2 protein-coding genes are annotated in these 8,966 nt (G+C 75.5%); both read right to left on the bottom strand.

Going from position 1 to position 8,966, the window contains the following annotated elements:
- Positions 1-3,117 (bottom strand): type I polyketide synthase (locus KBX39_RS14530; protein WP_210871020.1); only part of this gene is annotated, 3,117 nt, incomplete at its 3' end.
- A 26-nt stretch (positions 3,118-3,143) separates the two neighbouring features.
- The coding region (locus KBX39_RS14525; protein WP_210871018.1) for a type I polyketide synthase at positions 3,144-8,966 on the bottom strand (5,823 nt) is incomplete at its 5' end.

Here is an 8,966-nt window from a genome sequence, read left to right as displayed (position 1 = left end):
CACCCGGCGTCCGTGCTCGTCCGGCGCGCCCACGTCGATCTGCACCTCGAGGGTTGCCTCGGCGGGCAGCGGAACCGGCTCGGGCACGCGCAGCCGCCGCACGCTCGGGGCGCCGAGCTGGTCGCCGAGGTGGGTGAGCATGTCCAGCAGGGCGGTGGCGGGCAGCAGCGGCGCCGTGCCGTCGCCGGGCGCGGCCAGCCACGGCGAGGTGGCCGTGGCGATCTGCCCGGTGCAGACAACCTGCCCGGTGCCGGCGACCGCCAGCAGGCCGCCGAGCAGCGGATGCCCTGCGTCGGCCAGTCCGGCGCCGACGGGACCGCCGGCGCCGGTGGGAGCGGGCAGCCAGTAGTGCCGGCGCTGGAAGGCGTACGTGGGCAGGTCGACGCGGCGGTGCGGGCCAGGGCCGGCGAGGGCGGCACGGTCCACCGCGACGCCCCGCACGTGCAGCCGCGCCACGGCGGCGAGCAGCGCCTCGGCCTCGCCCGCGGTGCCCCGCACGGCGGGGACGAAGGCCAGCTCGTCGGCCTCGGCGACGAGGCAGTCCTGGGCCATCGCGGTGAGCACACCGGCCGGGCCGATCTCCAGGAAGGTGGTGACGCCCTGCCCGTGCAGGGCCCGTACGCCGTCGTGGAAGCGGACGGTGCCCCGCACGTGCGCCACCCAGTGCTCGGGCGAGCAGAGCCGGGCCGGGTCGACGGGGTGGCCGGTCAGGTTGGACACCACCGGCAGGTGCGGGGTGCGGTACGTGAGGCCGGCCGCGACCGCGCGGAACTCGTCGAGCATCGGGTCCATGCGCGGCGAGTGGAACGCGTGCGACACCCGCAGCCGGCTGGTGCGGCGCCCGGCCGCGCGCAGGGTGTCCGCGACGGCCAGCACCGCGTCGGTGTCGCCCGACAGGACGACGCTGGTGGGGCCGTTGACGGCGGCGAGGCCCACCCGGTCGGTCAGGTGCGCGGCGACCTCGGCCTCGTCGGCCTCGACGGCGACCATCGCGCCCCCGGCGGGCAGCTGCTGCATCAGCCGGGCGCGGGCGGCGACCAGCGCCGCCGCGTCGGCGAGGGAGAACACCCCGGCCACGTGCGCGGCGGCAAGCTCGCCGACGGAGTGGCCGAGCACCGCGTCGGGGCGGACCCCCCAGTGCTCCAGGAGGCGGTAGAGCGCCACCTCGAAGGCGAACAGGCCCGGCTGGGTGTACAGGGTCTCGTCGAGCAGTTCGGCCGGTGCGGTGCCCTCGGCCGCGAGGACGACGTCCGCGACGGGGAGCGGGGCGTGGCCGGCGAGGCAGCGGTCGAGTTCGGCGCAGGCCGCGTCGAAGGCGGCCGCGAAGACGGGGTACGCCGCGTGCAGCTCGTGGCCCATGCCGGCGCGCTGGCCGCCCTGCCCACCGAAGAGCAGGCCGAGTCGGCCGTCGACGACCCGGCCGGTCAGCACGCCCGGCAGGTCCGGGTCCGGTCCGCCGCGGGCCAGCGCGCCGAGCCCGGTCCGGGCGGACTCCGCGTCGCCCACCAGCACCACGGCCCGGTGTTCGAGAGCGGCGCGGGTGGTGGCGAGGGCGTGCCCGGTGTCGGCCGGGTCGGCGTGCGCCCCCGGCCCGTCGAGCCAGGCCAGCAGGCGGGCCGCCTGGTCACGCAGCGCCTCGCCGGAGGCAGCCGCGAGCAGCCACGGTACGGGCGGCCGAGCGGTGGCGGGCGGCGACTGCCGGGCGGCGTCCCCGGCGGCGGTCGGCGGATCGGCGGGGGCCTCGACGATGACGTGGGCGTTGGTGCCGCTGATGCCGAACGACGAGACGCCGGCCCGGCGGGGCCGGCGTACGTCGGGCCACGGGCGGGCCTCGGTGAGCACCTCGACCGCGCCGGCGGACCAGTCCACCTCGGACGTCGGGGCGTCCACGTGCAGGGTGCGCGGCAGTGTCCCGTGCCGCATCGCGAGCACCATCTTGATCACCCCGGCGGCCCCGGCGGCGGCCTGGGTGTGGCCGAGGTTGGACTTCAGCGAGCCCAGCCGCAGCGGTTCGGCGTCACCGCGGCCCACCCCGTACGTGGCGAGCAGCGCCTGCGCCTCGATCGGGTCGCCGAGGGACGTGCCGGTGCCGTGCGCCTCGACGGCTTCCACGTCGGCGGTGGAGAGCCCGGCCGCGTCCAGCGCCCGGCGGATGACCCGCTCCTGGGCGGGCCCGTTGGGGGCGGTCAGCCCGTTGGACGCGCCGTCGGAGTTGACGGCGGAGCCGCGCAGCACGGCGAGGACGGGGTGCCCGTGCCGGCGGGCGTCGGAGAGCCGTTCCAGCAGCAGCACGGCGACGCCCTCGGACCAGCCGGTTCCGTCGGCGCCGTCGGCGAACGCCTTGCACCGGCCGTCCGGGGCGAGCCCGCGCTGCCGGCTGAACTCCACGAACGCCTGCGGGGTGCCCATCACCGCCACGCCGCCGGCCACGGCGAGCGAGCAGTCCCCGGCGCGCAGCGCCTGGGCGGCAAGGTGCAGCGCCACCAGCGACGACGAGCACGCCGTGTCGACGGTGACAGCCGGCCCTTCCAGCCCCAGCGCGTACGCGACCCGGCCGGAGACGACGCTGCCGGCGGTGCCGACGCCGAGGTAGCCCTCGGTGCCGGGCGGCGCCTGGCGCAGGTTCGCGGCGTAGTCGTGGTGCATGACGCCGGTGAAGACGCCCGTGGCGCTGCCGCGCAGCGAGGTGGGGTCGATGCCGGCCCGCTCGAACAGTTCCCAGGACGTCTCCAGCAGCAGCCGCTGCTGCGGGTCCATGGCGAGCGCCTCGCGCGGGCTGATCGCGAACAGGGTGGCGTCGAAGTCCGCGGCGCCGGTGAGGAAGCCGCCCACCCGGGCGTACGAGGTGCCGGGGCGGTCGGGGTCGTCGGAGAACAGGTTCGCCAGGTCCCAGCCCCGGTCCGTCGGGAAGCCGCCGATCGCGTCGCCGCCGGAGGCCACCAGGTCCCAGAGCTGCTCGGGGCTGGCGACGCCACCCGGATAGCGGCAGGACATCGCGACGATGGCGATCGGCTCCCTGGCGGCGGCGGTCAGCTGCTGGTTGAGCTGACGGAGGCGGCCCGTCTCCTTGAGCGACGCGCGAAGCGCCTCGACGACCTTGTCTGCGGACGTAGACATCATGAGCTCCGTACTGGGGACAACGGTCAGGAATCGGTTCCGTCAAGCGCCAGCCTGACGAGGGCGTCGGTGTCGAGGTCGTCGAGGTCCAGGTCCTCGTCGGTGGACTCGTCACCGTCGTCGCCGTCGGTGTCGGCGAGGTTGAGCAGCAGGTCCAGCAGCCCGGCCTCACGGAGGCGGGCCAGCGGGATCGCCGCGAGCGTCTGCCGGACGGCCGCCTCCGCCGGGTCGCCGTCGTCCGCCTGCGCCGCCTCGGGCAGCAGGCCGTCGAGCAGGTTCTCGGCGAGCACGGCCGGGGTCGGGTAGTCGAAGACGAGGGTCGCGGGCAGCGACAGGCCGGTGACGCCGGTGAGTCGGTTGCGCAGCTCGACCGCCGTCAGCGAGTCGAATCCGAGCTCCTTGAACGCCCGCTGCGGCTTGACCCGGTCCGTTCCCGCGTGGCCGAGCACGGCCGAGGCGTGGGTGCGGACCAGGTCGACCAGGTGCCGGACCCGCTCGGGGCGGGGCAGGGTGAGCAGGTGCTCCCGCAGGGCGTCGGCGGCACCGCCGGGCTGCTGCTCCACGGCGTGGGCGTGCAGCGCCTCCCGGGCCTCGGCGATGTCGTCGAGCAGCGGCCGGGGGCGGGCCGAGGCGTACGCCGGGGCGAAGACCGCCCAGTCGACGTCCACCACGGTCAGCGCCGCCCTGGGCAGGCCGGCGGCGTACCGCATGGCGTGCACGGCGTCGGCCGGCGCCATGGCGGTCAGGCCGCGCCGGGCCAGCATCTGCTGGGCTTCGCCGGTGGCCATGCCGCCGTCGGCCCACGGTCCCCAGGCCACGGACGTCGCCGCCAGGCCCCGGCCGCGCCGCTGCTCGGCGAGCGCGTCCAGGAAGGCGTTGCCGGCGGCGTACGCGGACTGCCCGCCGCTGCCCCACACCCCGGCGATGGAGGAGAAGAGCACGAACGCGTCCAGCGGCCGGTCGCCGAGCAGGGCGTCCAGGTGCAGCCCGCCGGCCACCTTGCCGTCGAGCACGCCCGCGAACGCGGCCAGGTCGGTGTCGGCGATCAGCCCGGACTCGCCGGCGCCCGCCGCGTGCACCACGGCCGTCAGCGGCGCCGGATCCTCGTCGAGGCGGGCCAGCAGCGCCGCCACCTGGTCGCGCTCGGCGACGTCGCAGGCGACGACCGACGCCCGTACGCCCTGGGCGGTCAGCTCCTCGCGCAGCTCCACGGCCCCCGGGGCGTCCCCGCCGCGGCGGCTGGTCAGCACGACGTGCTCCGCCCCGTTGGCCGCCGCCCAGCGGGCCACGTGCGCGCCCAGCGCGCCCGTGCCGCCGGTGACGAGCACGGTGCCGGACGGCCGCCACCGCTGCGCCGTGTCGGGGGCGGCGGGCGCCGAGCGGACCAGGCGACGGACGAACACCCCGGAGGGGCGTACGGCAAGCTGGTCCTCGTCGCCGGCGCCGGTCACCACCCGCGCCAGCCGGTCCCAGGCCGTCGCGTCGGCCTGCTCGGGCAGATCCACCAGCCCGCCCCACAGGTCGGGGTGTTCCAGGCCCGCCACGAGCCCCAGGCCCCAGAGCCCGCTCTGGACGGCAGCGTGCACGGTGTCCCCGTCGCCGGTGCTGACCGCGCCCTGCGTCAGGCACCACAGCCGGGTCGTCGCCCCGGTGTCGTGCAGCGCCTGGAGCAGCAGCAGCGTGGCGGCCGTCCCGACCGGCACGGCCGGGTGGGCGGGGTGCGGCTGATCGCGGAGGCCGAGCAGGGAGAGCACGCCGGTGACGGGACCGTCGGCCAGCGCGTCGCCCAGCCGCCGGGCGAGGCCCGCCCGGTCGGTGCCGGCCGGGTCGACGGTGAGCCGGACCACGTCGGCGCCGACCTCGGCGAGGGCCTTGGTGACCGCCTCCGCCCGGGTGCCGTCCGCCAGGTCGTCCTGGGCCGTCACGAGCAGCCACGAGCCGGGCCGCGCCGGGCCGGCGGTGATGTCGGCGCGCTTCCATCCGACGCGGTACGACCATGCGTCCAGGACGGCCCGCTGCGTGCGCGCCCGGTGCCAGGTCGACAGGACCGGCAGGGCCGGGGTGAGGGCGTCCAGGGCGGCGCCGTCGTCGCCGAACTGGGCGGCGAGGGCGCTCAGGTCGCCGCGTTCGACGGCCTTCCAGAAGTCGGCGTCGCCGCCGTCGGTCGCCGTCTGCCGCGGCCGGTTCGCCGGCTCGGGCCAGTACCGCTCCCGCTGGAAGGCGTACGTGGGCAGGTCCACCCGCCGCGCGCCGGTCTCGGCGAACCACTGTGCCCAGGTCACCGGCATCCCGTGCACGTGCAACTCGGCCAGGGCGCGCAGCAACGCCTGCGCCTCCGGACGGTCACGGCGCTGCACAGCCACCGCCAGCACGGCCTCGTCATCAGGCAGCACGTCGGCGGTCATCGCGGTCAGGACGCTCTGCGGACCGACCTCCAGGAACGTGTCCACCCCGGCAGCCCGCACAGCGGCGATCCCATCGGCGAACCGCACCGCCTCGCGCACATGCCGCACCCAATACTCCGGCGTACGGATCTCGTCGCCGGCCAGGGCCCCGGTCACGTTCGACACGACCGGCAACAACGGCGCGGCGAACTCCAACCCGTCGAGAACGGCCCGGAAATCGGCGAGCATCGGCTCCATCAACGGACTGTGGAACGCGTGGCTCACCGCGAGCCGACGGGTACGCACCCCCCGATCCCGCCAAACCCGCTCCACCTCCTCCAACGCGTCAACGGCACCCGACACCCCCACAGCGGCAGGCCCGTTAACCGCCGCGATACCAACCCTGCCGGTCAGCCCCGCGAGAGACTCCGCCACCGCAGCCTCGTCGGCCGCCACGGCCAGCATCCCGCCACCGGTCGGCAGCGCCTGCATCAACCGGCCCCGCGCCGCCACCAACTGACACGCATCCGCCAGGGACAACACCCCGGCCACATGCGCCGCCGTCACCTCACCGATCGAATGACCAGCCACCACATCGGGCACGATCCCGAACGACTCCACCAGGCGGAACAACGCCACCTCGACCGCGAACAACCCCGCCTGCGTGAACACCGTCTGATCCAGCAACTCCGCCTCGGCGGACCCCGACGACGCGAACAGCACCTCCCGCAACGGACGCGGCAACAACGGATCCAGGTGCCCACACACCTCGTCCAACGCGACGGCGAACACCGGGAACAGGGCCGACAACTCCCGACCCATCCCCGCACGCTGCGCACCCTGACCCGAGAACAACAGCGCCAACTGGCCGCGCGCGGCGGCAGAACCGGTCACGACGGCCCCGGACGGCTCGCCGGCCGCCACTGCCGCGAGACCGGCCAGCAGCTCGTCCCGGCTCGCCCCGGACACCACTGCCCGGTGCTCCAACGCCGACCGCGACGCCACCGACGACCAGGCCACATCCACGCCGCGTGGGGCCTCGTCGACGGCGAGCCACCGCGCCCACCGGCCCGCCTGGCCGGCGAGTGCCGCGGCGTCGCGGGCCGACAGCAGCACCGGCACCACCGGCACCTCGCGGACGACGACCTCCCCCTCAACCACCTCGGCGGGCGGCTGCTCGATGATCACGTGCGCGTTCGTGCCGGAAATCCCGAACGACGACACCCCCGCCCGACGCGGCCGACCCACCCGCGGCCACGGCACCGCCTCGGTCGCCAGAGCGACCGCCCCGGCCGTCCAATCGACGTGCGGGGACGCCTCGTCCACATGCAGCGTCGCCGGGACGACGCCGTGCCGCATCGCCAACACCATCTTGATCACACCAGCCACACCCGCAGCCGCCTGCGCATGCCCGATGTTCGACTTCACCGACCCGAGCAGCAGCGGCCGATCCTGCGGACGCTCCTGCCCGTACGTGGCCAGCAGAGCCTGCGCCTCGATCGGGTCACCCAGCGTCGTGCCCGTGCCGTGCGCCTCCACCACATCCACCTCGGCGGTGGTGAGCCGCGCGTTCGCCAGGGCCTGCCGGATCACCCGCTGCTGCGACGGACCGTTCGGCGCCGTCAAGCCGTTCGACGCACCGTCCTGGTTCACGGCGCTGCCCCGCACCACCGCCAGGATCCGCCGGCCCTCCCGCTGCGCGTCGGAGAGCCGTTGCACCAGCAGCACACCCACACCCTCGGACCAGCCCGTACCGTCCGCCGACGCCGCGAACGACCTACACCGGCCGTCGGCCGACAGACCACGCTGCCGCGAGAACTCCACGAACGTGCCGGGCGTCGCCATCACCGTCACACCACCGGCCAACGCCAAATCACACTCACCCGACCGCAACGCCTGCACCGCGAGGTGCAACGCCACCAGCGACGACGAGCACGCCGTGTCGACAGTGACCGCCGGGCCTTCGAGGCCGAACGTGTACGCGACCCGGCCGGACAGCACGCTGCCCGAGTTGCCGGTGCCGATGTAGCCCTCGACCTCGGGCGTCTCCATCAGGCGCGTCGAGTAGTCGTGGTAGATGACGCCCGCGAAGACACCGGTCCGGCTGCCCCGCAGGCCCGACGGGTCCAGGCCCGCCGACTCGAACGTCTCCCACGACGCCTCCAGCAGCAGCCGGTGCTGCGGGTCCATGGCGAGGGCCTCACGCGGCGAGACACCGAAGAAGCCGGGGTCGAACTCCGCCGCGCCGTACAGGAAGCCGCCGTGGCGGGTGTACGAGGTGCCGGCGTGGTCGGGGTCCGGGTCGTACAGCGACTCCAGGTCCCAGCCCCGGTCGGCCGGGAACTCCCCGATGCCCTCCCCACCGGTGCTGACCAGCTTCCACAGCTCGTCGGGAGACTCCACCCCGCCGGGGTAGCGGCAGGCCATGCCGACGATCGCGATCGCCTCGTCGGCGTCGCCGGTCGCCGCCTCGTCGGTCGTGACGGTGCCGGGCCGGGTGCCGGCGAGTTCCGCGTACACGTGGGCCGCCAGGACCTGCGGGGACGGGTGGTCGAACACCAGGGTCGAGGTGAGGCGCAGGCCGGTCGCGCCGTTCACCCGGTTACGCAGCTCGACGGCGGTCAGCGAGTCGAAGCCCAGGTCCTTGAACGCCCGGTCGGCCGGCACCGCCTCGGCGCCGCCGTGCCCGAGGACCTGCGCGACCAGGCCCCGGATCAGCTGGTCGACCTGCGCGAGGCCGTCCTCTGCGCTGAGGCCGGTGAGGCGGTCGGCCCAGCCGCCGGGGGCGCCCTGGCCGGCGCGGCGGCGGGTCGTCGCCACGTCGACCAGGTTGCGCAGCATCGGCGGTACGACCGCGCCGGCTGCTGCCGCCCGCAGCGCGGGTACGTCGATCGCGGCCGGCACCAGCGCCGCCCGCTGTGCCCCCACGGCGGCGTCGAAGAGTTCCAGGCCGGTGCGGGCGTTCATCGGTCGGATTCCGGCGCGTGCCGTACGGGCCCGGTCGTTGCCGCCGATCGACGCGGCCATGCCGGCGGTGTCCCACATGCCCCAGGCGAGGCTGACCGCCGGCAACCCGAGCTGCCGCCGCCACACCGCCAACCCGTCCAGGAACGCGTTGCCCGCCGCGTACGCCGACTGACCCGGCGAACCCAGCACACCCGCCACCGACGAGAACACCACGAACAAGTCGAGACCCAGCGACGCCGTCGCCTCGTGCAACAACCAACCCGCCGACACCTTCGGCGCCAACACCCTTGCCAGACGCTCCTCGGTGACCCGCTCGATCACCCCGTCATCCAGGACACCGGCGGTGTGCACCACACCCGCCAGCCGACCCCCGGCAACGACCTCGGCCACCAGCGCGCCGACCTGGTCCCGGTCGGTCACGTCACAGGCGGCAATCCGCACCGACGCGCCCAGCGCCGACAACCGCTCCGACAACTCACCCGCACCCGCAGCCGCCGG

It is taken from the genome of Micromonospora sp. D75, assembly GCF_018070405.1.
GTDB lineage: Bacteria > Actinomycetota > Actinomycetes > Mycobacteriales > Micromonosporaceae > Micromonospora > Micromonospora chalcea.
The sequence above is the reverse complement of the archived record's forward strand: the minus strand, read 5'-3'. Positions and strand labels throughout refer to the sequence as shown.